Genomic DNA, 22767 nt, shown 5'->3' with positions numbered 1-22767 from the left:
CCGAGGCGATCATGATGTGGTCGCCATTACACGCGAAGCAGTCGAGGATGTCGAGAGGCGAGCGCCGCGAGCAGCAGTACACAGGAGGCCGCCACGGCGGGCAGCATCGGCCCGGGCAACCAGGTCAGCGCCGCGACCGCCACCACGGTAGTCACGGCCACCAGCCCGCTGCGGGCGAACCAAGCGAGAGCGAGTCCGCCTACGAATAGCAGCGCAGCACCCGAGGGCAACACATCCGAGGCCCCGAGCAACGCGAGCGACGACGCCAGTGCCGCGAACACCACCGCAGCGAGCCACCGACCGTGCCCCTGTCCCAAGTACGCCCAGCCTCCCGCCAGCACGGTGAGGCCGAGACACCACGCCAGGACGGTGAACCAGCCCTCGCCGGATTCCACAGCCATCGCCATGCACGCGATGCTGAATACGAACACGAGGGGAACACCGAGCCCTACCGCCACGACCCGCCACCACGGCTTCTTCTGCCGATACCAGAGCAGCAGCACGAGCCAGCAGACGATCGCCGCGTAAAACCAGTACTCGTTGGAGGTCCCGAGCATGAGCGACGAGTGCTGAGCGGCCGACAGAACCTGCACGCCGGATTCTTCGTGTATGCCGGTGGCACTCATATCCCCGACGTACATGAAGTATCCGTATCCATCCTCCTCGCCGAAGGCGGGCGGTACCGGACCGAAGGCGGGCGGTACCAGGGTGGGCGCGACGAGTAACTCGACCACCGCGCCCAGCATCAAAGCGGCCAGCGCCATCAGCGGAAACCACACACCCCGGCGCGCTTCCGTGGAAGCCGTGCTCCTTCGGGGAAGCCAGGCATGGAGGCGTCGGAATTCCCGCCATAGGCGGAGATGTCGGGAGACGATCGCCGCGCCCAACAGAGCGGCGGCGGAGACCACAACAGGAAGCGTCGGTCCGGGCAACCAGGCCAGCGCCGCGACCGCGCTCGCAACCGACACGCCCGCGAGCACGCTGCGTGTGAACCACACCAGAGCAGCCCCGCAGAAGAACACGACCGAAGCGTCGACGGGCGACACGAACGACACCAAAGGCAGTCCGGCGGACACGAGGAGAGCACCCGAGACCATCCTCCCCAACCACCGACCCCAGCCGGAACTCACCCACGCGTACCCACCGGCCAGCAGCCCCAGGACAAGCACGGAAGTGACGGCGGTGAACCCGGGCAGGTCCACGACCACGAAGACCAAGCCCACGAGGCAGACCAGCGGAGCCGCGACGGCGAGCACGGCGAGCTTCCACCACGGCCACTCCCGGGACTTCCCGCGGCGGGCCCGCCACCCGTACCAAGCGACGACCGCGAACCAGGCGACGGCACCCGCGATCAGCCAGTACCCGTGGGGGGCCCGGGGCACGACTTCGAGCGGGTCGGTGGACAGGAACTGAAAGCCCGACGGAGTCGGGTCCATTCCGAACACCGCCTTGAGCTCCATCACCGGCGGGCTCACGAACCGCTCGGGCAAGCCGGTCGGCACCATGGCGGGCGCGACGAGTGTCGCGACCACACTGCCCAGCACCACGACTCCCAGTGCCGCCAGCGGGAACCACATGTTCCGGCGAACTTCGGTGGAGGTCATGAGAACGAGATCCGATCAGACGGCGCCGTGGCCCCGTCGTGAGTGGCCATGCGGTGCACGTACGTCCACTTTCAACCGGCGACCGACCTCGGTCCGGGATGGCAAGCGACGACGGAAACGGTGTCGCGGTAAGCGGATGACATCGCTGTTCTCCGGTCGGTGGGCAAGGTCGAGCCGATCATGACATGGAACACAAACGGGGACAGAGGGGGGTGATCGTCGCACCCGAGAACCGGTGAAACATGAGAAGACCGCCACGATCTCCGAGTGGAGTGACCACGCCGACAACACCCTGTGGCGAAGACCACCCGAACTGTGTCAGGCCTGTGCCCGCGGGAACGGTGCTCGACGAGGTGCGAGGTTTCCCACGCCAGCGGCGAACACCCTCGATCCCGCTTCCAGGACGCGTCCTCACCGGTCCCCGCACCCCACCGGACCACCGCTTCGAAAACGTGTGGCATCGAACCGTCGTCCGGCCCGCCCGCCGGCACCATCGACGGTCGCTTCCGCGCGGACTGCGTCGAATCCCGCCTCACCGACATCGAGCACCGTCGACGGGAATCGTCTGTCACGGCCGAACCGCCCGCGGCGGGCGTCGGAGAGTCAGGCCGTGGCCGCGATCTTCGCGCTGCCCAGCACGATGTCACCCGCGGCGGCGTCCTCCCGGTACAGCACGACGACCTGTCCCGGCGCCACGCCGCGCAGCGGTTCACGCAACTCCACCACGACCCGGCCGTCCACCACCTCGGCCACCGCGGGGGCGGTGCTGCCGTGTGCACGCACCTGCGCCACACACTCGGTGGGACCCTCCAACGGCTTCCTGCTCGGCCAGATCGGCCGTTCGCCCTCGATGCGGCTCACCGCGAGCCTCTCCCCCGAACCGACCTTCACGGTGCCGGACACGGGCTCCAGCGAGAGCACGTACCGGGGCCTGCCGTTCGGGGCGGGCGCGTCGATGCCCAGGCCCTTGCGCTGCCCCACGGTGAATCCGTGCACCCCCGTGTGCTTGCCGAGCACGGCCCCCGTCTCGGCGTCCACGAGATCGCCGGGCCGCTGACCGAGCCGCTTCTCCAGAAACGACTTGGTGTCACCGTCGGGGATGAAGCAGATGTCGTGGCTGTCCGGCTTCTGGGCCACGGGCAACCCGCGCTCGGCGGCCTCGGCGCGCACGTCCGGCTTGCGCGAGTCACCGAGCGGGAACATCGCATGCCGCAACTGATCCGGCGTCAGCGACGCGAGCACGTACGACTGGTCCTTGTTCTCGTCGGCGCTGCGACGCAGTTCGGGGACACCGTCCACCACGGACAGGCGCGCGTAGTGCCCCGTGCACACGGCGTCGAAGCCCAACGCCACCGCCTTCTCCAGCAACGCCTCGAACTTGATCTTCTCGTTGCAGGTGACGCACGGGTTGGGCGTGCGGCCCGCGGCGTACTCGCCGACGAAGGTCTCCACGACCTCCTCGGTGAACCGCTCGGCGAAGTCCCACACGTAGAACGGGATACCGAGGATGTCGGCAGCGCGCCGCGCATCGTGGGAATCCTCGATGGAACAGCAGCCCCGGGAGCCGTTGCGCAGCGTGCCAGGTTTGGCCGACAGCGCCAGATGCACCCCGACCACATCGTGGCCCGCGTCCACGGCCCTGGCGGCGGCGACCGCCGAGTCCACTCCCCCGCTCATCGCGGCCAATACCCGCACCGCCTACACCTCCTGCTCAGTTCGGGTCTTACGCATGCCGGACAGGCCCGCCTGTCGCGCGCGGGCGACCACGCCGCCGATCTCGGCGGCCAACGCGTCGATGTCGGCCTGGGTGGACGTGTGCCCCAGCGAGAACCGCAGCGAACTGCGGGCCGACGCCGCATCTGCGCCCATCGCGAGCAACACGTGACTCGGCTCGGCCACCCCGGCGGTACAGGCCGAGCCGGTGGAACACTCGATGCCCTTGGCGTCGAGCAGCATCAGCAGGCTGTCCCCCGCGCACCCGGGGAACGTGAGGTGCACGATGCCGGGCAGTCGGTCGGTGGAGTCCTGCGGCGGACCGTTGAGCACCACGTCGGGCACCTCGGCGCGCACGGCCGCGACGAGGTCGTCGCGAAGCTTGGTGAGCCGTTCGACGTGCTCGTTGCGCCGCTGCACGCTGATCCGCACGGCCGTGGCCAACGCGTGGATGCTCGGCACGTCGAGCGTGCCCGAACGGACATCCCGTTCCTGGCCGCCGCCGTGCAACAACGGCACGCACGGGGTCTCCCGTCCCAACAGCAGCACCCCGGCGCCGTACGGGCCGCCGAGCTTGTGCCCGGTGAGAGTCAACGCGCCGACACCGCTGGCACCGAAGTCGATGTCCACCGCGCCCATGGCCTGCACCGCGTCGGTGTGCACGGGTACGTCGTACTCGGCGCACACGGCGGCCAGCGCGGGCAGCGGGTTGATCGTGCCGACCTCGTTGTTGGCCCACATCACCGTGGCGAGCGCCACATCGTCGGGGTTCTCCTCGATCGCGGCCCGCAACACCTCGGGTCGGACCTGGCCGTGTTGGTCGACCTCCAGCCAGGTCACCTCGGCGCCCTCGTGGTCGGCGAGCCATTGCACGGCGTCCAGCACCGCGTGGTGCTCCACCGAACCGGCGAGCACCCGGCGGCGACGCGGATCGCTGCGACGGCGCGCCCAGAACATGCCTTTGACGGCGAGATTGTCACTCTCCGTGCCTCCGGCGGTGAAGATCACTTCCGAGGGACGTGCGCCCGTCGCCTCGGCGACGCACTCACGGGCCTCCTCCACCACGCGCCTGGCTCTGCGCCCCGACGAATGTAACGACGAGGCGTTGCCCAGCGTGGACAGCGCTTCGGTCATGGCCTCGAGGGCCTCGGGGACCATCGGGGTAGTGGCCGCGTGATCGAGATAGGTCATCGGTTCTCAAGGGTAGTCGCGCGACGAAGGCTGTGGCTGCGGCACCTCTTCCGACCCGTCCGCCGACGGAACGGTGTTCGTTCTCAGGCCCCTACCGGCGAGCACGGAACCCAGCACGGCCACCGCCGCGAGCGTGCCGGCCAGCACGGCCACGGCCACCGAGGGTTCCCGAGCGCTTCCCAACACCCCGAGCAACACCCCTCCCGCGCCGATTGCAAGCGCCGAGGTGATCCAATCGCCCAGTTGCATGGCCGAGGTGTTGAACCCTCGTTCCGCCACCGGGGACAGTCGCAGGAGCAACACCGACAGCGATGGCATCCCGAGCCCCATACCCGCGCCCCCGCACGCCGACGCGGCGAACGCCACCCACCCGGGCGCACCACTCCAGGCCACGACGACGAACAGCGCGAGCCCCACGGCCACGAACACGAACGCCGCCTTCAGCAGAGCCGCCCTGCTCCAGTCGGGATTCCTGCCCTGTACCGCCGAGGCGGCCGACCAACTCAACGCGGCGACGGTCAACGGCAGGCCCGCCAGCGCGGGACTGTAGCCGTGCACCTGTGACAACGTCAGCGGCAGATACGACTCGAACCCGGCGAACGCCCCGGCCAGCAATGCGCGGCTGAGCACCACGGTCGGCAGACCGGAACGACCGGTGAGCGTGCCCGTGGGCAGCAGTCGACGCAGCGACACCGCCACGACCACGAAGGCGACGGCGCCGTAGGCGAGGGCGGTCATGGAGGGGTGTTGGGCCGCCCACATCAGGACCGCGGTGGCCACCGCCACCGCCACCGCCGACGGGACACTCGCTCGACGCCCGGCCGGGTCCGGGGTGTGGGCGGGCAGTCCCCGCACCACCGGGACGAGCAGCCCCATGCCCAACAGCAACAACGGTACGAGGCCGAGGAACACCCAACGCCAGCCCACGGTCTCGGTGATCAGGCCCGCGACCGACGGCCCCACGACGGCGGGCAGCACCCACGCCGCCGCGTTCGCCGCGTAGATGACGGGACGCTCCCGGTCGTCGTACACCAGCGCGATGAGCAACGACGTCGCCACCATCAGCGTCCCGGTGCCGAATCCCTGCAGCGCCCGACCCGCCAGCAGCACCGCCATGGTCGGTGCCGCCCCGGCAGCCAGCAGGCCCGCGAGGAAGAACCACGGCCCCACCAGCAACGACAACGTCGGTCCCCGGCGGTCACACACCCTGCCGGACAGCACGGTGGCGGCCACGCTGGCGACGAGGAACGCTGTGAACGGCCACGAGTAGAGGTCACCACCGTCCAGGTCGGCGACCATGGTGGGCATCGCCGTGGCCACGCCCATGTTCTCGAACGCGAGCAACGTGACGACGAGCAGCAGACCGGCCGTGGTGAGCCGGTGTTCGGGGCTCCACAACACGCTACGGCGCCGCCGACGGGTGTGTGTCATGACTGGAGAGTCTGCAACCTCCACCGAACTGGATATCCAGCGCGGTGTGACGCAATCGCTCCGCCGCGTCAGAATGGCGTCGTGGTGAGAACGATCGACTGGGACACCGACGCCGTGGTGATCATCGACCAGACGGCGCTGCCCACGACCTTCCGCACGCTGCGGTTGGAGACGGTGGACGACCTGATCGGGGCGATCCAGCGACTGGCCGTGCGAGGCGCGCCCGCCCTCGGCGCCGCCGGAGCGTTGGGCGTGGCACTGTCCGCCCGCAGGCACGGCACGGAGTCGGAACAGGCTCTGGCCACCGTTCGTGCCGAGGCCGATCGGCTCGCCCACGCCCGCCCCACGGCGGTGAATCTGCGGTACGGCGTGGAGCGGGCGCTGGCCGCCCTACCGCGAGGAGCCGACGTGGTGCTCACCGACGCGCTGGCCGTGCTCGACGAGGACGAGCGCGTCAACTGCGCGGCTTCCCGGCATGCCGCCGACCTCCTGCTGCGCCGATGCCCCGACCGTCCGCTGCGCGTGCTGACCCACTGCAACACCGGGCGCCTGGCCACGGTCGCCTGGGGTACTGCGCTCGGCACCGTCCGGCATCTGCACGCTGACGGCCGGGTGGAACACGTGCTGGTCGACGAGACCCGGCCGCTGTTGCAGGGTGCGCGGCTCACCGCGTGGGAACTCGCCGACGAGGACATCCCCTACCGCGTGTTGCCCGACAGCGCCGCGGCGGCGGCGATGGCCCGCGGCCTGGTGGATTGCGTGGTGGTCGGCGCCGACCGGGTGGCCGCGAACGGCGACACCGCCAACAAGATCGGCACCTACGGACTGGCCGTGGCCGCCGCTCACCACGACATCCCTTTCGTGGTCGTCGCAACGGAGTCCACTCTGGATCGTTCGCTGCCGGACGGCGGGGGCATCGTCGTCGAGGAGCGCGCAGCCGAGGAGATCACGCAAGTCGCGGGTGTGCCCGTGGCGCCCGAAGAGACGCCCGTGTTCAACCCGGCCTTCGACGTCACGCCAGTGGAGCTGCTGACCGCCGTGGTGACCGAGAACGGCGTCCTGGCCACCGACCGGAAATAATCGGTCGAACGCGATCCGGCGCTTTTCTAGGCTGCCGCGCATGACCGCCCCTCCGCTGCGCCCCGTACTCGCCCGGCTGTCCCTCACCGAGCGACCGGTGACGAAATTCGAGACCGGGTCGCTGCCGGTGTATGCCGTGGGCGACGAGCTGGTCCTGAAGTTCTACCCCGCCGAGGACGCCGACGAGGCACGCGTCGAGGCCATCGCACTCGACGTGCTCGGCGGTCGGAGCTCGGGCCGCGCAACTGGAGCGAGTTCGTGCGCACGCGGCGCGAGGCCGTGGTGGACCACCACCGGGAGCAGGAACTCGCGCCGGAATGGCTGGAGCGCATCCCGGACTTCCTCGACTCGGTGGACCTGGCCACGCCGCCGCCGGTGTTGCTGCACACCGAACTGCTGCGCGAGCACGTGCTCGTCCGCCCGCAGGGCGAGCGCTGGACCGTGTCCGGCCTGCTCGACTTCGAACCGTCGATGCTGGGCGCCGCCGAGTACGAGTTCGTGGCCGCGTCGGTGTACCTGGTGGGCGGCGAGGAGACCCTGTGGCGGGGATTCCTACGCGGATACGGTTACGCCGACCACCCCGGCGAGGAGTTCGCGCGCCGCTGCCTGGCCTACACGCTGCTGCACCAGTACTCGTCGTTGCGCCGATACTTCACCTGGATGCCTGAGTCCGGGCAGCGGTCCTTCGACCAATTGGCCCGGCTCTGGTTCGGGTAGTGACGGGAACCGCACCGACCGGGCTCCACGACGTGGGAAGATGGGCGGATGCGACAGATCGACACCGACCGGAACCTCGCGAAGACCATTCTCGGCGAGTTGAGAGGCGCGATCGTCAGCGGGGAACTCGTGCCGGGAACCCTGTACTCGGTGCACGATCTCGCCGCCCGCCTCGGTGTGTCCCGCACACCCGTGCGGGAAGCGCTCATCCAGTTGGCCGAACGGGGCATGGTGCGCTTCGAACGCAACCGGGGCATCCGCGTGTTGCAGACGTCGTTGCACGACCTGGAGGAAGTGTTCGCGATCCGGCTGCTGCTGGAGGTGCCCGCCACGTACCGGGCGACGAGCCAGGGCACACCGGGGTTGGTGACCGACCTTCGCGCCCATCTCGACGCCATGCGGCGAGCCGCCGAGACTCACGACGAGACCGAGTTCATGACAGCGGACCGGCGATTCCACGAGGCCATCAACGTCGCCTCGGGCAACCTGCGCTTGGCCCGCTATGTCGATTCGTTGCGCGACATGGTGTTCCTACGCGGAACGTCCACTGTAGACAGGAGTCGCGGGTTGTCCGACATCCTCGCCGAGCACGAGGAGATCGCCGAACTCGTCGAGCAGGGCAAGCCCTCGGAGGCGGCCGAGGCCATGCGGCGACACCTGCTCACCACCGCCCGGCTCATCATCGCCCAGGAGTCCGCCGAATCCGGTGAGTCCGTGCCCCCGGTGTCCTACGACTGGACCCGGCTATCGGGCTGACAGTTCCCACACCATTCCCGCGAACCATCCCCGCGGCCCCACCTTGACGAGTGGCATGCCACATGCCACTCTCGGGTGCCTGCCGACCGCTCACCGGGGAGGGTCCATGACCGTCTATGTGCATGAAACCGTGTTCACCTGGGGCGCGACCCCACTGAAGTTCGGGGCCGGGGCCGTCGACGAGATCGGTTACGACCTCGCGCGACAGGGCGCCCGACGGGTATTGCTCATCACCGACCCCGGAATCGTGGCCACCGGAGTCCCCCAACGGGTCGCCGACGCCGCCGAGGCCGCGGGCCTCACCGTCGAGATCTACGACGGTGTGCGCGTCGAACCCACCGACGTCAGCGTCCTCGACGCCGTCGAATTCGCCCGTCAGTCCGAATGGGACGGATTCGTCGGGGTGGGCGGTGGTTCGGCCATCGACACGGCCAAGGCGGTCAACCTGCTCACCACCTACCCGGCGGACCTGTTCGACTACGTCAACAAGCCCATCGGCGCCGCGAAGGCCCCACCCGGGCCGCTCAAGCCCCTCGTCGCCGTGCCCACCACCGCCGGAACGGGGTCAGAGACCACGCCGGTGTGCATCATGGACTTCCTCGACCTCAAGGTGAAGTCCGGCATCAGCCATCCCGCGCTGCGGCCGACCATGGCCGTCATCGACCCGCTGCTCACCCTGTCGATGCCGCCCCGTGTCACGGCCGCCAGTGGCATGGACGTGCTCTGCCACGCCCTGGAGTCCTACACCGCCAAACCGTTCCACTCCTTCCCCCGACACACCCCCGAGAACCGGGTCGCCTACAACGGCGCCAACCCCATCTCGGACACCTGGACAGAGAAAGCCCTCCACCTGCTCGCGCGGTCCTTCCGCAAGGCCGTGCTCAACGGCGGCGATTTGGAGGCACGCACGGACATGATGCTGGCCGCCACGTTCGCGGGCATGGGCTTCGGCAACGCGGGCGTGCATATCCCACACGCGTGCGCCTACCCGATCGCGGGCCGGGTGCGCGACTACCGGCCCGCCGACTACCCGCAAAAAGAGCCGCTCGTACCGCACGGTGAGTCGGTGGCGCTGACCGCGCCCGCCGCCTTCCGGTTCACGTTTCCCACCGATCCCGCCAAGCACCTGCACGCCGCGCGCATCCTCGACCCGGCGACGTCCGAGGATCTCGACCCGCGCGAACAGCTGCCATCCGCGTTAGCCTCGCTGATGCGGGACATCGGCTTGCCCAACGGGCTCGGCGGTGTCGGCTACGACACTTCGGACGTGCCCGACCTGGTGGAGGGAGCCATGAAACAACAGCGCCTGCTGGCCGTCGCGCCCCGCGCAGTGCGCGAGCACGACCTCGAAGCGATCCTCCTCGACTCCCTCGAGAACTGGTGATCTCCGTGTCGACGCTCGCCGAGGACCTCGCGCGTGCCGTGTCGGGCGAGGTGGACGACAGCACGGCCGCGCGCGCGATGTTCAGCATGGACGCGTCGAACTACCGGCACGTGCCGTTGGCCGTGGTGTTCCCCCGCACCGCCGAGGACGTGGCGGCCACCCTGCGGGTGTGCCGCGAGCACGGCGTTTCCGTGACGGCACGGGGTGCGGGCACCGGTATCGGTGGCCAGGCCCTCGGCGAGGGGGTCGTCCTCGACTACAGCCGCCACCTCGACAAGGTATTGGAGGTCGACCCCGAACGGCGGATCGCGCGCGTGCAGCCCGGGGTCGTCCTCGACACTCTGCGCGCGGCCGCCGCGGAACACGGGCTGACATTCGGTCCGGACCCCTCCACCCACAGCCGCTGCACCCTGGGCGGCATGCTCGGCAACGACGCGTGCGGCCCGCACTCGGTGGCGTGGGGCCGCACGGCCGACAACGTGGTGTCGTTGGAGGTACTCACCGGCGACGGCACACGGCTCACGGTCGGTCCGAAAGGGGAACTCTCCGGAGAACCCGCCGACCGCGTGGCCCGCATCCGCGACGAGTTGCACGAGCTGGCGCAGAACAATCTCGCCGTGCTGCGCACCGAGTTCCCCGAACTGCCCAGGCGGGTGTCCGGCTACGCGATCGACGCGCTTCTGCCGGAGAACGGTTTCGACGTCGCCCGAGCGCTCGTCGGCACGGAGGGCACGTGTGTCCTGCTGCTCGAAGCCACCGTGCGGCTCGTCCCCGCTCCCGCCGCGCGTGCGCTCGTGGTGGCGGGTTTCGTCGACGACGTCGCCGCCGCCGACGCCGTCCCGTCGGTGCTGCCGCACCGTCCGCTCACCGTGGAGGGCATGGGGGCCGACCTCATCGAGTCCATGCTCGTCCGAGGACGCCGGCCCGCGGCTCTCGACGCGCTTCCCGAAGGGCGCGGCTGGTTGTTCGTCGAAGTCGGGGGCGACGACCCCGCCGACGCCCGACGTAACGCGGAGACCATGGCCCGGACTTTGGCTCGCGAGACCGCCGCCGCCACCTCCGTGGCTGCCGAACCGGGACAGCAACGGCAGCTGTGGTCCATTCGGGAGTCCGCGGCGGGCATCGCCACGCGGATGGCCGACGGCTCCGAGGCGTGGCCGGGCTGGGAGGACGCCGCGGTGGACCCGAAACAGCTCGGCTCCTATTTGCGCGGCTTTCGTGACCTGCTCGCCTCTTACGGTCTGCGTGGCGTGCCGTACGGGCACTTCGGTGAGGGCTGCGTCCACGTGCGCATCGACTTCGACCTCCTCAGCGAGGAGGGTGTCCGCACGTTCCGGCGGTTCCTCATCGACGCCGCGGACCTCGTCGTCGCCCACGGCGGTTCGCTGTCCGGTGAGCACGGCGACGGACAAGCCAGGGCCGAGTTACTGCCGCGCATGTACTCGCAGAAGGTGCTGCGCCTGTTCGAGTCGTTCAAGGCGATCTGGGACCCGGACGACCTGTTGAACCCGGGCAACCTCGTCCGTCCCCGCCCGCTCGACGCGGACCTGCGCTTCTCCGGGCCGACGAGGGACCTGCCGATCACCCTGCGGTATCCACACGATGGCGGCAGCCTCGCCACCGCGACCCGACGCTGCGTGGGCGTGGGCAAGTGCGTCGACACGTCCACCGGGGTCATGTGCCCGAGCTACATGGTCACTCACCGCGAGGAGCACTCCACCCGCGGCCGGGCACGCCTGCTGTTCGAGATGATGCGCGGCGAGACCATCACCGACGGGTGGGACTCGACCGAGGTCCGCGACGCCCTCGATCTGTGCCTGGCGTGCAAGGGCTGTCTGTCGGACTGCCCGGTCAATGTGGACATGGCTTCGTACAAAGCGGAGTTCCTGCACCACCACTACGCGGGCAAGCTGCGGCCGGCCAGTCACTACTCGTTGGGTTTCCTGCCACTGTGGGCACGACTGGCCTCGCTGGCACCGGGCTTGGTCAACGCGGTTCTCCGCTTCCCCGCCGCCGCACCGGCGAAACGACTCGGCGGTATCGCCGAGGAACGCCAACTGCCCACTTTCGCCCGCACCACGCTACGGCGAGCGTGGCGCCGCAAACCTCGGCGCGGCACCAAAGACCGTCCCCGAGTGATGTTGTGGCCGGACACATTCACCACCTACTTCGCTCCCGAGGTCGGCGTGGCGGCCACCCGGGTACTCGAACACGCCGGATTCGACGTCGTCCTGCCCCGTTCGTCGGTGTGTTGCGGGCTGACCTGGATCTCCACGGGCCAACTCGACATCGCTCGACGCGTATTGCGCCGCACCCTGCGGGTGCTGGCGGAACCCATCGAGTCAGGCACACCCATCGTGGGATTGGAACCGAGCTGTCTGGCCGTGTTGCGGCACGACGTGCACGATCTACTCCACACACAACCGGTGCCCGCGTTGACACTGGCCGAGTTCCTCGACCGCCACGCACCGGATGTTGAGTTCGGTGAACTCAACGTTTCCGCCATGACCCAACAGCACTGCCACCAGCATGCGGTGCTCGGGCACGAAGCCGACGAGCGCGTGCTGCGCAGGGTCGGTGTGGACAACCGAACGCTCGACTCGGGCTGTTGTGGACTGGCGGGCAACTTCGGTGTCGAACGTGGACACTACGAGGTGTCGGTGGCGGCCGCCAACCGTGTTCTCGTGCCCGAGGTGGAAGCGGCGAGCCCGGACACACTGGTACTCGCCGACGGGTTCAGCTGCCGCAGTCAGATCGGCGAACTCACCGGGCGCCGGTCGCTGCACCTGGCGCAGGTGCTGGACCGGGCACTGGCCACACGCCCCGAACAGTGACCAAGAGCGATCAAGGCTGTCCTCTTTGTCTATCTCCCGCGCCCGAAAGCGTGAGATCCCACTCACATCTTTGCAACATATGGGTGCCAGAGGGTTGAATTATGGACAAACGGCCGGTACAGGAGCCGGCCGCAGAGGCAAGGAGGCAGGGGTGCCTCAGGGCGGCAACGACACTCAGCACAACGAGATCGAATTGAACCACCGTGAACGCGCCACGCTGCAGGCCGTGGCGGAAGGCGTCGCGGAGATCACCTGCAGTTCTGTACCCGACCTCTTCGTCGACGGCCTGGCGTGCTGCGACCAGGCCACCGCGGGCCGGCTTGCCCAGGCCGGCCTCATCGCACCCGCCTACTCCGGTAGGCCCGACGAACGCGTCCCCGCCGTACTCACCGACGCGGGCAAACGCGCGTTGCAGGACACGCCGGCCCTCGCGGGCCGCTGACGGCGAGTCCTGTCGGGCCATGTCCCACCAGCCCCCTGGAGCGAGAGCGGAAAGCGGGCTAGCAAGACACGGCCCAACCCCGTGAACGTGTCCGCGCCCTGCGAGCGCGCAGCACGCGCGCAGGGCGCGGACACGTGACTCGTGACACAGCAGCACGGCGACACGGCGGACGCCGAGCCGAAAAGGGCCCCCAGCGCCACCCTCCACCGAGGGTTCGAGCCTCGTTACGCTCCGACACCGGACACCGCCGTCAGGAACCGACCCGGAACGCCGGGATACCCGTCACCGCCTGGCCGACCGACAGGGCGTGCATCTCCTCCGTTCCCTCGTAGGTGAGCACGGTCTCCAGGTTGGCGGCGTGCCGCATCACCGGATACTCCAGCGAGATCCCGTTGGCTCCCAGCATCGACCGCGCGGTCCGTGCCACGTCGAGTGCCGCGCGCACGTTCGCGAGCTTGCCGAAACTCACCTGCGTGTGGTGCAGCGCGCCGGAGTCCTTCAACCTGCCGAGCTGCAACGCCACCAAACCAGCCCGATTCACCTCGACCACGAGGTCGGCCAGCTTCCGCTGCGTCAACTGGTACGCCGCCAACGGCTGCCCGAACTGCCGCCGCGTGGTGGTGTACTCCAACGCCGTCTCATAACACGTCCGCGCCGCGCCCACAGCGCCGAAGACGATCCCGAACCGCGCCTCGTTGAGACACGACAGGGGTCCACGCAGCCCCGTCACGCCGGGCAACACGGCGTCGGAGGGCAGCCGCACACCATCAAGCACCAGTTCCGCCGTCAGCGATGCCCGCAGCGACAGCTTCCGCGTGATCTCGTTCGCCGAGAAACCGGGCGTGTCGGTGGGTACGACGAAGCCCCGTACTCCCTCGTCGGTCTGGGCCCACACCACGGCGACGTCCGCGACGGTGCCATTGGTGATCCACATCTTGGTGCCGTCCAACACCCAGTCCTCGCCGTCCCGCCGAGCGTGCGTGCGCATCGACGACGGGTCGCTTCCCGCGTCGGGTTCGGTGAGCCCGAAACAGCCGATCTCCTCCCCCGACGCCAGCGTCGGCAGCCACCGCCGCTTCTGCTCCTCACTGCCGAACCGGTGAATGGCGTACATCGCCAAGGAGCCCTGCACGGACACGAAACTGCGCAGCCCCGAGTCGACGGCCTCCAGCTCCCGGCACGCGATGCCGTACGCCACGGCGGAGGAACCCGCACACCCGTAGCCCGTCAGGTGCATTCCGAGTATGCCCAATCGGCCGAAGCTCTTCGCCAAATCCCGCGCCGGTAGTGTCGCTTTTTCGTACCAATCCGTGACTTTCGGGGCCAGTTCTGTCACCGCGAATCGACGCACGGTGTCGCGGATGTCGCGTTCCTCGTCCGTCAACGCACCGTCGACGTCGAGGAAATCTGCGGGGCGCGAATCTTTCTCAACCATGCCGACAACCCTACCGCTCGACCATTCACGCAGGTCAAAAAGCCAAGCACGGAGGGAAGGCACAGAATCGCACCCGTCGTCAATCCTGTTTTCTGTTATTCATATAACACACCGAAACTATTTGGTTGCACCACCGAGTCGCATTACCGTCGTAAGACCGGCAAACCCGGAATAACCATTCGCGCACCGAATCCGCCAGCGACAGCGTGGGGCGGTTTTACGTGGACCGCGCAATGCTCTACCACCGCACAACGCCGTGTGGTCATCCGATGTGTCTGTGGCCCTCCGCAATGAAGCGGAGCGGCGAAATCGCACTTTCCTGATCCGACCGTCGCGCCTCGGGCCGGCCGGTAGCCCCAGCGCGCCATGTCGCGCCGCACGATTGGCTTCACATGGCCCGGTCGTGCCGAGCAAGAGAAGGGCCACCAGCCGTGACCCATCCCGTACAAGCCGTCGACGGGCCTGTACTACGAGCAATACGAGCACGGCGCCTGTGGCGTGGCCTTCGTCGCCAACGGTGCGCGGCTCATCGTGCTGTCCGACCGGGGTGTGGACGCCGAACACGCGCCGATCCCGTCGCTGCTGCTCACAGGCGCGGTGCACCACCATCTGGTGCGGGAGAAGAGCCGCACACAGGTGAGCCTCGTGGTCGAATCGGGCGATGCGCGCGAGGTGCACCACATCGCGTTGCTCCTCGGCTACGGCGCCGCGGCCGGGGTGGACACCTACCTCACCGGGCGGAACATGCTGCCCGCACCGATCGACTCCACCGATCGGCCGATCGTCTGACACGCGCGGCGGTGGCGGCTGAACGGCGCAAACGTAGAATTTCATCCGCGACCACAGCGCGAATACCCCGATGTCGGCAAGAATGTCCGACCATGATGAACGATCCGAGGCGGCGGGTCACCGAATTCGTGGCCGATCGACTGGAGGTGGGGGCTACGCTTCTGCGTAGCTACGGCCGCCGCGCACGGGGCGGGAGACGGACACTCGTCCTGGGCGGAGTCCGGTCGGGCAAGTCGCGGCACGCCGAACAGCTCATGTCGGGCTACCGCTACGTCACCTACGTGGCGGGTAGCGCTCCCCCGACCGACGACGACCCCGAGTGGGCGGCGAGGGTGGACGCCCACCGCGCACGCAGACCCGCTCACTGGCGCACGGTCGAGACGATCGACATCGCGGCCACGCTCAGGGCGGCGACCGCGCCGACGCTCATCGACTGCCTCGGTACGTGGCTCACCCGCGTGCTGGACGAGGTGGGTGCCTGGGAGCAACGTCCCGGCTGGCAACGCGCGGTGGATGAGCGGTTACAGGATTTCGTGGACGCGTGGCAGAACACGTCCGTGCCCGTGGTGGCGGTGAGTAACGAGGTCGGTTCCGGTGTCGTTCCCGACACCCACGCCGGTCGCGTGTTCCGAGACGTCCTGGGCGCGTTGAACACCGCGGTGGCGGCGGGATCGGATTCGGTGCGGCTCGTCGTGGCGGGCCGGGTCGTGTATCTATAGCTGGGTGAGGGAAACAGTGAGATCGATCGAAATCCCCCTACCCGATGAAGGGGTCGAACGGGAAGCACGTCGGCGACTCGACGGGCTGGTCAAGCCTGTCGGCGCGCTCGGCAGGCTTGAGGAGCTCGCCGCGTGGCTGTGTGCCGCCCACGGCAGTGTGCCGCCGCGTCCCCTGGACGACGTACGAGTGGTGGTGTTCGCGGGCGACCACGGCGTGACCCGCCCGAAACCGGGCGCCCCGGGTGTCTCGGCGTACCCCCGTGAGGTCACCGCGGCCATGCTGCGGACGTTCCTGTCGGGGAAAAGCGGTGTCACCGTGCTGGCCCGCCAGGTCGGCGCACGGGTACGGGTACTCGACATCGCGGTGGACGTCGATCTCGAAGACGTCCCCTCCGAGGTGCGGGCGTTCAAGGTACGGCACGGTTCCGGTTCCATCGACACCGAGGACGCGTTGGAGCCGGGCGAGGCCGAGCGTGCGTTCGCGGCCGGGCGTGCGGTGGCCGACGAGGAGATCGACGCCGGGGCGCAGGTGCTCATCCCCGGTGACATGGGCATCGGCAACAGCACGGTGGCGGCGGCGCTCGTCGCGGCGTCCCTCGGTCTGCCCGCGAACGAGGTCGTGGGCACAGGCACGGGGGTGGACGAGGAAGGTCTCGCGCGGAAGCTGGCGGTGCTCGACGCCGCACTGGCTCGCGTGGGTGACCGCGCCGAGGAACCGATGTCCCTGGTCACCGCCCTCGGCAGTGCGTGCGCCGCAGCCACGGCCGGGTTCGTGCTCCAGGCCGCGGCGCGCGCGACGCCGGTGATCCTGGACGGCGTGTTCTCCTGCGCAGCGGCGCTCGTGGCCCGCGACATCGCCCCCACCGCCACGAAATGGTGGCTGGCCGGTCACCGTTCCACGGAGCCCGCGCAGAGCCACGCGCTCAAGGCGCTGGGGCTGGAACCGGTCCTGGACCTCGGACTGCGACTGGGCGAGGGCAGCGGCGCGGTGCAGGCCGTCCCGGTGCTCCGCGCGGCCAGGGCGGCGCTCGCTGACATGGGCGACCTCGCCGACCTCACGTGAGCCGCGCGATGCCGCCTGTGCGTGACGGCTTACGCATGGCGATCGGCACGTTGACGGCGTTGCCGATACCTCCGCCGCGGCTCGTCGACCGCAGGGTCGCCGCCGTCGCGATGGCAGTGGCACCACTGGCCGCGCTGCCCCTGGCCGGGATGGCGGCACTCACCGTCCTCGCCGGTGCGTGGCTTGGTCTGCCGCCGCTGGTGTCGGCGGTGGCCGCGGTCGGCGTGGTCGCGCTCGGCAGCCGGGGGCTGCATCTCGACGGGCTCGCCGACACCGCCGACGGACTGGCCTCCTCGTACGACCGGGATCGGGCCCTGGACATCATGCGCCGGGGCGATGTGGGACCGACCGGTGTCGTGACGCTGGTGCTCGTGGTCTCGGCACAGATCGCCGCGCTGGCCGGAGTCTCGACGGAAGACCCGAACGTCGCGGCCACCGCCGGTGCCGCGGCCATCGCCGTGGTGGCCGGGCGAAGCGTTCTCCCGTTGTGCTGTGCGCGCGGGATACCGGCGGCGCGCCCCGAGGGCCTCGGCGCCGCCGTCGCGGGCACCGTCCACCCGGTGGTGGCCGTGATGGTCGCGGTCTTGGTCGGTGCCGCCGCCGTCGTGACCACTTCGGTGATTCCCGGAGTCCCGTGGTGGAAGGGCGCGCTCGCGGTCGTACTGAGCTGGGCCGCCGCGGCAGTACTGCTGAGTCACACGGTGCGCAGGTTCGGCGGTCTCACCGGTGACGTCCTGGGCGCGTGCGTCGAGACCACGACACTGGTGTCGCTCGTGGTGCTCGCCTCCTCCGGCCTCGGCCTGCCGTGAGGACACCACAGGACACCACAGGACGCCACGCGACGAAGCGCCACCGTCTACCGTCACCCTCCAGCACACCTCGGGGAAGGTGAACGACCACTCCGGAGGGTGACTCGTGGACCTCGGACATCACGCGACTACGGCTAGCGTGAAAATCGATGAATTCCGCCATCTCGGCGCGTTCGGCCGCTCCGGACGACGTTCCCGGCGCCCGGGCCGCGACAGCGGCACAGTCCCGAACCAGGCTCCGGCGGCGGTCGGCGGCCGTCGCCGGGCTGGTCGCGGCATTGTGCGCGCTCGTGTTCCCGTTCCTTCCCGTGGCGCAGGACACGGCGCACATCACCTGGCCGACCGGCGGAGACACCACTGCCGTCAACGCGCCACTGGTCGGTTACCGGGCCCTGGCCACCCGGGCTGAGGTGCCCTGCGCCACCGTGCGTTCGCTCGACTCCCGCACGGACGGCTCCGCGCTGTTGCTCGCCACCGTCCCGTCCGCCCGAGCCGACAGCGGCGTGGGGCTGCGACTGTCCGTTCGTGACGGTGAACTCGTCGCCTCCCTCCGAGGTGAACAGGTGGCACGCCGAGCGCTGCCACAACAGGGATGCGGGGTGGGTTTCCACTCCGACGCGGGCAACACGACACTCACCGTCGGGGACACGACCGTCTACCGCACGGACGACGACGTTCGGCCCCGGATCATCGGTGTCTACTCCGACATCGACGGCGACCGGGACCCCGCGACCGGACTCGCCGTCTCGATCACCCCCGACACGCGGTACCAGTCCTCACCCACCACGGTGAAAACCGGGATCGCGGTACTCGGCGCCCTCGCGGCTTTCGTGTGCTTGTTCTCCGTGCGCCGAGCCGATGCCGTGTTCGGTCGCCGCGCACCCCGCCGGACCACCGGTGGGCGGTGGAGGCCTACCGGACGCGACCTCACGGTGGTCGGAGTGCTCGGGGCCTGGGTGTTCATCGGGCCGGTCACATCCGACGACGGCTACATCCTCACCATGGCCCGCGTCGCCGAGGACGCCGGCTACCTCACCAACTACCACCGCTGGTACGGGTGGCGGAAGCGCCGTTCGGCTGGTTCTACCACGTCTACGAACTGATGGCGCACGTCAGCGTGGTGCCTCCGTGGATCCGACTGCCGTCGTTCCTGCTCGGTGTGGTCAGCTGGCTGCTGATCAGCCGAGAGGTACTGCCCCGGCTGGGAGCGCCCGTACGGAGCAGCCGGGCGGCCGGTTGGGCCGCCGCAGCGGTCTTCTGCGTGTGGTGGCTGCCGTACAACAACGGTGTCCGGCCGGAACCGGTCGCGGTGCTCGGGTCGCTGCTCGCCCTGTGCGCGGTGGAACAGGCCCTCGCCACGCGCAGGCTGCTGCCCGTGTGCCTCGGCGTGGGCGCGGCCGCGTTCACCTTCGCCGCCACACCCACCGGACTGATCGCCGTGGCTCCGTTCCTGGTGGCGGCCGGCCCCCTGCTCCGCCTGCTGCGGGAACGCACCCGCCACGGAGGGACGGCCGCCCTCGCCCCGATCGCCGCGTCGGGGCTGTCGGTGTTGTTCGTCGTGTTCGCGGACCAGACGTTGGCGAGCGTGTCCGCAGCCTGTGCAGCCGTGTCCGCAGCCTGTGCAGCCGCGCCGAGTTCCTCACCCCGTCACCCGCCCCGCACGGCCGAAGCGAATCGGCACGCCAGTTCGGGATGTCCCGCCCAATGCAGGTGTAGATACGATGCGTGCAGCGTGGGCGAGGCGAATCCCTCGCTGCGGCCCTCCCACTCCCACGCAGGGTCCGGACCGTGCCGAGGCTCGACGCTGGTGAGGTGGAACTCGTGTCCTCGCACCGTCAGCCCCCGCGATGTCGACACCGAGTCCGTGGGCGCTGTCGCGTCGCGGTAGCCGAGAGCCCCGCCATCCGTCGTCCTGGCCACCGCGTCCAACGCGCCCACCATCGGCGCCCCGTCGAACTCGCGGCACAGGTACAGCAGACCCGCACGTTCGGCCGCAACCGGGAGGCCCTTCTCGATGGCCGTCGCGACACGGTGCCGCAGTGCGGCGTTGTCCGAGAGCGCCCCCACACGTGTCTCGGGGAAACCGCCTCCGAAGTACAGGCCCGCACACGCCTCAGGCAGCGTCTCGTCGCGAGTGGGATCGAAGTCGACCACATCGATTCCCGCCGCGTCGAGCAGTTCGACGTTCTCGGTGTAACGGAACGTGAATGCCGGGTCCGAGGCCGCCGCGACCACGAACCGCCGTGCGCCGGGCCGTACGTGGTCGGTCGGGTTCCACGCCCGCACGGTCAGAGGCGGCGCCGATCGCGCTACCCGGACCACCGCGTCGAGATCGATCCCGGCGGCCACCCAGTCGGCCAGTCCGGCCACGAACCGCTCGGCGTCGGCCTCGCGGTCGGTGTCCGAAGCATGCCCGGGCTGCCGCGCCCGGTCATCGTGGGGCAACACTCCCAGCACCGGGATGCCGGTCGGTTCCAGCGCCTCGCGGACCTCCTCCTGGTGCGGCCGCGAGTCGACCTTGTTGAGGATCACGCCCGCCAACCGCACCTCGGGGTCGTATCGGGCGAACCCCAGCACCGACGCGGCGACACTGCGGCTGGCCGTACTCGCATCCACCACCAGCACCACCGGCGCGCGAACGAGTTTGGCGACGTGAGCGGTCGAGGCATACCCCGCGGTGCCGAGCACGCCGTCGAACAATCCCATCACGCCTTCGAGGACGGCGATGTCGGCGGTACGGGCGCCGTGGAGCAGCAACGGCGCTACCCGGTCCTCTCCTTGGAGGAACGGATCCAGGTTGCGCGGTGGAAGGCCGGTCGCGAGCGCGTGGTAGCCGGGGTCGACGAAATCCGGGCCGATCTTGTGGCCGGACACGGCCACATCCCGGGCCCGCAGTGCCGCCATGAGTCCCGTGGCGACACTGGTCTTGCCGTGGCCCGTGGCCGGTGCGGCGATGACGATCCTGGCGACCATGGTGTCCCTCCGGTGCTCTACCCCGCCATGATCACGCTACGGGCAGCGCCACCGTCGCCGCACACGTGGTCGCCCGCGCCGACCTGCTCGCACCGGACGGCCCGACTACGGAACCCCCTGTCTGACCTGCACGTAGTCCAGCCGGTGTTCGAGCACGGCGCCTTCGGGCAGGTCTGCGACCAGTGCCAACAGCGAGTCGGCCAGCCCGTCCACGTCGACGATGTCGTAACCCTGTTCCTCCACACTCGACCGCAGCACCATGACGTAGTCGTCGCGGCTGATGCCGTGCAGGGTGCGCACCATGGCCGTGGTGGTGGCGCGATGGGACGACAGTCCCGCGAACCCGCGCCCGCATCCGCAGCCGCCGTCAGGGTCGTCGCGGTCCTTCGCGCAGGTCGGCGCGATCCACACGAGTTCACCCTCGACGCACCAGTGGTAGTCGTTGTCCCGGAAGCCCTGTGTCGCCGATGTGGCCACCAGTGCTTTCACCATCGCTTCCTCCCGGTGTGTGCTGCCGTGGTGTCCATTGCCTATCAGCGGAGTCGGACAGAAAGGGGCCACCGGGCGCGTGTCCCGGGCGGTGAGGAATCGAATTCATCCGGTCGGGTACCCGGGTGGGCTTCCTGCGAACACTACGAACACACGGCGCCGCGTGAGGCCGAACCCACGAGCCGCGCGTACTTGCCCAGCACACCCCGGTGAGGGATCTCCGGCGGTTGCCAGCCTTTTCGACGCCACGTCAGTTCCGCGTCGTCCACCGACAACTCCAGCGTCCTCGTCGACAGGTCGGCCACGATCGGATCGCCGTCGCGGACGAACGCGATCGGTCCGCCGTGGGCGGCTTCGGGCGCAATGTGGCCGATGCACAACCCGGTGGTACCTCCCGAGAAACGACCGTCGGTCAACAGCAACACGTCACGGCCCAGGCCCGCCCCTTTGATCGCTCCCGTGACGGCCAGCATCTCCCGCATTCCCGGCCCGCCACGCGGTCCCTCGTTCCTGATCACCACGACGTCGCCCGCGGACAGTTCGTTCAGCGCCGCCATCGCCGCCTGCTCGCCGTCGAACACGCGGGCCCGCCCCTCGAAGCGGGCGGTGTCGAAACCGGCGCTTTTCACCACTGCGCCCTCGGGGGCGAGGTTGCCGTGCAGGACGGTGATCCCGCCGGTCGGGTGGAGAGGATCGTCGAGTGGACGCACGACGGTTCCGTCGAGGTCGGGCGGGGCGATCTCCGCCAGGTTCTCCGCCACCGTCCGTCCGGTGACGGTGAGACAGTCGCCATGCAACAGTCCCGCGTCGAGCAACGCTCGCATCACCACCGGCACTCCGCCGACCCGGTCGACGGCGGCCATCACGTACCGTCCGAAAGGCTTGACGTCCGCCAGGTGTGGGACACGGTCGCCGATGCGGGAGAAGTCGCCCAACGACAACGACACCCCGGCCTCGTGGGCGATCGCCAGCAGGTGCAACACGGCGTTGGTTGAACCACCGAAGGCCATCACCACCGCGATGGCGTTGTCGAACGCCTCCTTGGTGAGGATGTCTCGGGCCGTGATCCCCGTGCGCAACAACTCGACGACGGCTTCCCCGCTGGCGCGGGCCGCGACGTCCCTGCGGCGATCGGCCGACGGTGGGCTCGCCGAGGACGGCAGCGCCATTCCCAGCGCCTCCGCCGCGCACGCCATCGTGTTGGCCGTGTACATGCCGCCGCACGCACCCTCGCCGGGACACACGGCGCGCTCGACCCGTTCGACGTCCTCGGCGCTCATCAGCCCACGGGAACACGCGCCCACGGCCTCGAACGCGTCGATGATCGTGAGCTCCCGA

General features: G+C 69.5%; 18 protein-coding genes and 1 pseudogene. 11 read left to right on the top strand and 8 right to left on the bottom strand.

The annotated features are described in order from the left end of the window. Positions 1-26: 26 nt before the first annotated feature. The 4 genes from M7H19_RS07730 to M7H19_RS07715 all read right to left on the bottom strand — a co-directional run bounded on the left by M7H19_RS07730 (position 27) and on the right by M7H19_RS07715 (position 5939). Positions 27-1604: a hypothetical protein gene (locus M7H19_RS07730; protein ID WP_298178866.1), complete on the bottom strand. Its 1578-nt coding sequence runs from the start codon at positions 1602-1604 to the stop codon at positions 27-29. 603 nt (positions 1605-2207) lie between these two features. Next, the gene (gene mnmA, locus M7H19_RS07725) at positions 2208-3299 is read right to left on the bottom strand and encodes a tRNA 2-thiouridine(34) synthase MnmA (RefSeq protein ID WP_298178863.1); all 1092 of its coding nucleotides are present in this window, start codon (positions 3297-3299) and stop codon (positions 2208-2210) included. Positions 3300-3302: 3 nt separating this feature from the next. Then, positions 3303-4508: a cysteine desulfurase family protein gene (locus M7H19_RS07720; protein ID WP_298178861.1), complete on the bottom strand. Its 1206-nt coding sequence runs from the start codon at positions 4506-4508 to the stop codon at positions 3303-3305. A gap of 6 nt (positions 4509-4514) precedes the next feature. Next, a complete protein-coding gene (locus M7H19_RS07715) occupies positions 4515-5939 on the bottom strand; it encodes an MFS transporter (RefSeq protein WP_298178858.1) in 1425 nt (474 codons plus the stop codon). An 81-nt stretch (positions 5940-6020) separates the two neighbouring features. Between M7H19_RS07715 and mtnA the strand changes: the two genes are divergently transcribed. From mtnA to M7H19_RS07685, 6 genes are all read left to right on the top strand, one after another. Beyond that, a complete protein-coding gene (mtnA, locus tag M7H19_RS07710; protein WP_298178854.1) occupies positions 6021-7019 on the top strand; it encodes an S-methyl-5-thioribose-1-phosphate isomerase in 999 nt (332 codons plus the stop codon). A 258-nt stretch (positions 7020-7277) separates the two neighbouring features. Next, positions 7278-7736 carry a phosphotransferase gene (locus M7H19_RS07705; protein ID WP_298178849.1) on the top strand — a complete coding sequence of 153 codons (459 nt, stop codon included), beginning with the start codon at positions 7278-7280 and terminating at the stop codon, positions 7734-7736. Positions 7737-7784: 48 nt separating this feature from the next. Then, positions 7785-8492, top strand: coding sequence for a GntR family transcriptional regulator (locus M7H19_RS07700; RefSeq protein ID WP_298178848.1), 708 nt, complete (start codon positions 7785-7787; stop codon positions 8490-8492). Positions 8493-8598: 106 nt separating this feature from the next. Beyond that, positions 8599-9876: a hydroxyacid-oxoacid transhydrogenase gene (locus tag M7H19_RS07695; protein ID WP_298178846.1), complete on the top strand. Its 1278-nt coding sequence runs from the start codon at positions 8599-8601 to the stop codon at positions 9874-9876. Beyond that, on the top strand, positions 9873-12710 hold the full coding sequence (locus tag M7H19_RS07690; RefSeq protein WP_298178843.1) for an FAD-binding and (Fe-S)-binding domain-containing protein: 2838 nt from the start codon (positions 9873-9875) through the stop codon (positions 12708-12710). The genes M7H19_RS07695 and M7H19_RS07690 overlap by 4 nt, the downstream gene beginning before the upstream one ends. Before the next feature lie 151 nt (positions 12711-12861). Then, a complete protein-coding gene (locus tag M7H19_RS07685; RefSeq protein ID WP_298178841.1) occupies positions 12862-13152 on the top strand; it encodes a hypothetical protein in 291 nt (96 codons plus the stop codon). Positions 13153-13402: 250 nt separating this feature from the next. On the opposite strand, the gene M7H19_RS07680 is transcribed toward M7H19_RS07685, so the two are convergent. Next, a complete protein-coding gene (locus M7H19_RS07680; protein ID WP_298178838.1) occupies positions 13403-14587 on the bottom strand; it encodes an acyl-CoA dehydrogenase family protein in 1185 nt (394 codons plus the stop codon). A 498-nt stretch (positions 14588-15085) separates the two neighbouring features. Between M7H19_RS07680 and M7H19_RS07675 the strand changes: the two genes are divergently transcribed. The 5 genes and pseudogenes from M7H19_RS07675 to M7H19_RS07655 form a co-directional block, all read left to right on the top strand. Continuing rightward, on the top strand, positions 15086-15376 hold the full coding sequence (locus M7H19_RS07675) for a glutamate synthase central domain-containing protein (protein WP_298178836.1): 291 nt from the start codon (positions 15086-15088) through the stop codon (positions 15374-15376). A gap of 92 nt (positions 15377-15468) precedes the next feature. Beyond that, positions 15469-16095, top strand: a complete 627-nt coding sequence (locus M7H19_RS07670) for a bifunctional adenosylcobinamide kinase/adenosylcobinamide-phosphate guanylyltransferase (protein WP_298178832.1) — start codon at positions 15469-15471, stop codon at positions 16093-16095. Between the two features lie 16 nt (positions 16096-16111). Beyond that, positions 16112-17158 (top strand): nicotinate-nucleotide--dimethylbenzimidazole phosphoribosyltransferase, encoded by a 1047-nt coding sequence (cobT, locus tag M7H19_RS07665; RefSeq protein ID WP_298178830.1) that lies wholly within the window; start codon positions 16112-16114, stop codon positions 17156-17158. Between the two features lie 8 nt (positions 17159-17166). Further along, positions 17167-17967: an adenosylcobinamide-GDP ribazoletransferase gene (locus tag M7H19_RS07660; RefSeq protein ID WP_298178826.1), complete on the top strand. Its 801-nt coding sequence runs from the start codon at positions 17167-17169 to the stop codon at positions 17965-17967. A gap of 149 nt (positions 17968-18116) precedes the next feature. Continuing rightward, a pseudogene (locus tag M7H19_RS07655) lies at positions 18117-19555 on the top strand (arabinosyltransferase domain-containing protein); the annotation flags it as partial. Positions 19556-19614: 59 nt separating this feature from the next. On the opposite strand, the gene M7H19_RS07650 reads toward M7H19_RS07655, so the two are convergent. The 3 genes from M7H19_RS07650 to M7H19_RS07640 all read right to left on the bottom strand — a co-directional run. Next, entirely contained in the window at positions 19615-20940 is a 1326-nt protein-coding gene (locus tag M7H19_RS07650) for a cobyrinate a,c-diamide synthase (RefSeq protein ID WP_298178824.1), read from the bottom strand. A 105-nt stretch (positions 20941-21045) separates the two neighbouring features. Then, positions 21046-21432: a hypothetical protein gene (locus M7H19_RS07645; RefSeq protein WP_298178822.1), complete on the bottom strand. Its 387-nt coding sequence runs from the start codon at positions 21430-21432 to the stop codon at positions 21046-21048. A 140-nt stretch (positions 21433-21572) separates the two neighbouring features. Then, positions 21573-22767, bottom strand: a 1195-nt coding sequence (locus tag M7H19_RS07640) for a dihydroxy-acid dehydratase (RefSeq protein WP_298178819.1), incomplete at its 5' end; no start/stop codon positions are given.

This window comes from Saccharomonospora sp., from assembly GCF_027317685.1.
GTDB lineage: Bacteria > Actinomycetota > Actinomycetes > Mycobacteriales > Pseudonocardiaceae > Saccharomonospora.
This window is presented reverse-complemented; position numbering and strand designations above follow the sequence as displayed.

Excerpts from the sequence above, each read along its gene's own strand:
- M7H19_RS07730 (WP_298178866.1), bottom strand. The coding sequence starts at position 1,604 with ATGACCTCCACCGAAGTTCGCCGGAACATGTGGTTCCCGCTGGCGGCA.
- M7H19_RS07720 (WP_298178861.1), bottom strand. The coding sequence starts at position 4,508 with ATGACCTATCTCGATCACGCGGCCACTACCCCGATGGTCCCCGAGGCC.
- M7H19_RS07715 (WP_298178858.1), bottom strand. The coding sequence starts at position 5,939 with ATGACACACACCCGTCGGCGGCGCCGTAGCGTGTTGTGGAGCCCCGAA.
- M7H19_RS07700 (WP_298178848.1), top strand. The coding sequence starts at position 7,785 with ATGCGACAGATCGACACCGACCGGAACCTCGCGAAGACCATTCTCGGC.
- M7H19_RS07695 (WP_298178846.1), top strand. The coding sequence starts at position 8,599 with ATGACCGTCTATGTGCATGAAACCGTGTTCACCTGGGGCGCGACCCCA.
- M7H19_RS07680 (WP_298178838.1), bottom strand. The coding sequence starts at position 14,587 with ATGGTTGAGAAAGATTCGCGCCCCGCAGATTTCCTCGACGTCGACGGT.
- M7H19_RS07670 (WP_298178832.1), top strand. The coding sequence starts at position 15,469 with ATGATGAACGATCCGAGGCGGCGGGTCACCGAATTCGTGGCCGATCGA.
- M7H19_RS07660 (WP_298178826.1), top strand. The coding sequence starts at position 17,167 with ATGCCGCCTGTGCGTGACGGCTTACGCATGGCGATCGGCACGTTGACG.
- M7H19_RS07650 (WP_298178824.1), bottom strand. The coding sequence starts at position 20,940 with ATGGTCGCCAGGATCGTCATCGCCGCACCGGCCACGGGCCACGGCAAG.
- M7H19_RS07645 (WP_298178822.1), bottom strand. The coding sequence starts at position 21,432 with ATGGTGAAAGCACTGGTGGCCACATCGGCGACACAGGGCTTCCGGGAC.